Genomic DNA, 1923 nt, shown 5'->3' with positions numbered 1-1923 from the left:
TGAGCGGTTCCACCCGGCAACGCCAGATACGATCGTGCGGTTTCTCCACCGATTCGTCGGAGTCGTGGAAGAGTACTTCGTGGAGCTTTTCCCCGTGACGAAGTCCGATCTCTTCGATCTGGAGTGGCATCCCGGGTCGCAGGGCTGCCGACAGCCTGCGGGCCAGATCGACGATACGAACGGGCTCGCCCATATCCAACACGAACAAATCGTTTTCGGTGCCCATCGAACCAGCCTGGATCACCAACTCGACAGCCTCGGCAACGGTCATGAAGTAGCGGGTGGCGTCAGGGTGGGTGATGGTGAGCGGCTTGTTCTGGCGAAGTTGTTCCCGAAACGTTGGGATGACCGAACCGTCCGATCCCAACACGTTGCCGAACCGCACTGACAGATATTTCCCGTCGGCGAACGTCGAATAGTACGAAGTGAGCAGCTCAGCGGTCCGTTTGGTGATCCCGAGCGCACTAATGGGATCGGCAGCCTTATCGGTGCTGATGTTGACAAACGTGCCAACCTGCGCCTTGTGGGCAGCCTGCAAAACGTTCAAGGTTCCGAAGACATTGGTCTTGGTGGCCTCTTCGGGGAACTCCTCGAGGAACGGGACGTGCTTGTGGGCGGCGGTATGAAAGACGACGTCGGGTCGATACTCCTCGAACAGCGCCAGCATACGCCCGGCATCGCGGACATCGCCGAGAGTGAGATGGAGCGGGGTCTCGGAACTGTCACCGGCCGCCGACAGGCCGAGGCGGTGCAGGTTGTTCTCGGCGTGGTCGAGAGCCAGGATGGCCGAAGGGGCAAAGCGCATGAGGGTTTGGCAGAGCTGGGTTCCGATGGATCCGCCCGCCCCGGTAACGAGGATCCTTTTCCCGGTGATGTACCCGCCGATCGCCTTGAGGTCAAGATGGGTCTCTTCCCGGTCGAGGAAGTCGGCCAGTTCGATCTCTCTGATGTTTTTGACCCGGATACCTTCGAGGGCGATCTTAGAAAGCGAGGGCAAGATCTTGACTGCGAGGCCGGCGTCGATACCGGCATCGGCGATTTTCACCAGCTCGCCATGGGGTGCCGCAGGAATGGCGATGAGCAACGAGGAAGCCTGATACTCGGCGGCAGCCGCGGCGATCTGTCCCCTGCCACCAACGACTCGAAGACCCAGCAGACGCAACGAACGCTTCGACACGTCATCGTCCAAAAAGGCCACCGGCGTGAGATCGGAGGCCGGATCGTGAAGCAGGGCCTTGGCTGCTTGATATCCGGCGTCACCCGCCCCAAACACCAACAACCGCTCCGTTCCGATGCGATGTGGCGAACTCCGTTCGACCACGAGTCGAAGGATGTAGCGGACACCGAACGCACCAATGCTCAGGTAGGCCCCTGCCGCAAGGACCGCGGACAGGGGAACCAGATTCGGACCGGGCCTTGACCAGACGACAACGAATACGGTGGCGGTCGTCGCGAACGCTGCCACGACGATCCCGCCTGACTCCTCGAATGAAGCCAGACGATGCCGACAGGAAAATTGCCCGCGAGAAGTTTCTGGGCGCAATCCGGGAAGTCTATGGTCTCGACCAGGTTGAACGTCACACAATACCTTATGCCGATGATCGGATCGAAGGATTCTTGCCAGCTTACCGCTTCACACCTGCCCAATCCAAAGGTACGATCGTTTTCTTCGGCGGGTTCGACAGTTACATCGAAGAGTTGCTGTCGGCTTTTTTTTATCTGCGCGATGCTGGCTACGACATTGTCGCGTTCGAAGGTCCTGGTCAGGGCGGGGCGCTCAATGAAGCAGGCCTACCCATGACACACGAATGGCATAGGCCCGTGAAAGCAGTTCTGGATTACTTCCAACTCAGCCGGGTCACGCTTATCGGTCTTTCATTGGGGGGAGGTCTCGTGCTGCGGGCAGCGGCTTTCGAACCGCGC

General features: G+C 59.6%; 2 protein-coding genes. One reads left to right on the top strand and one right to left on the bottom strand.

What is annotated here, in order from left to right; translation table 11 throughout:
* The coding region (locus JJE47_07200; GenBank protein MBK5267205.1) for a polysaccharide biosynthesis protein at nucleotides 1-1465 on the bottom strand (1465 nt) is incomplete at its 3' end.
* A 23-nt stretch (nucleotides 1466-1488) separates the two neighbouring features.
* Between JJE47_07200 and JJE47_07195 the strand changes: the two genes are divergently transcribed.
* Nucleotides 1489-1923 (top strand): alpha/beta hydrolase (locus JJE47_07195; protein ID MBK5267204.1); only part of this gene is annotated, 435 nt, incomplete at its 3' end.

This window comes from Acidimicrobiia bacterium, assembly GCA_016650365.1.
Taxonomy (GTDB): Bacteria; Actinomycetota; Acidimicrobiia; order Spongiisociales; family JAENVV01; genus JAENVV01.
This window is presented reverse-complemented; position numbering and strand designations above follow the sequence as displayed.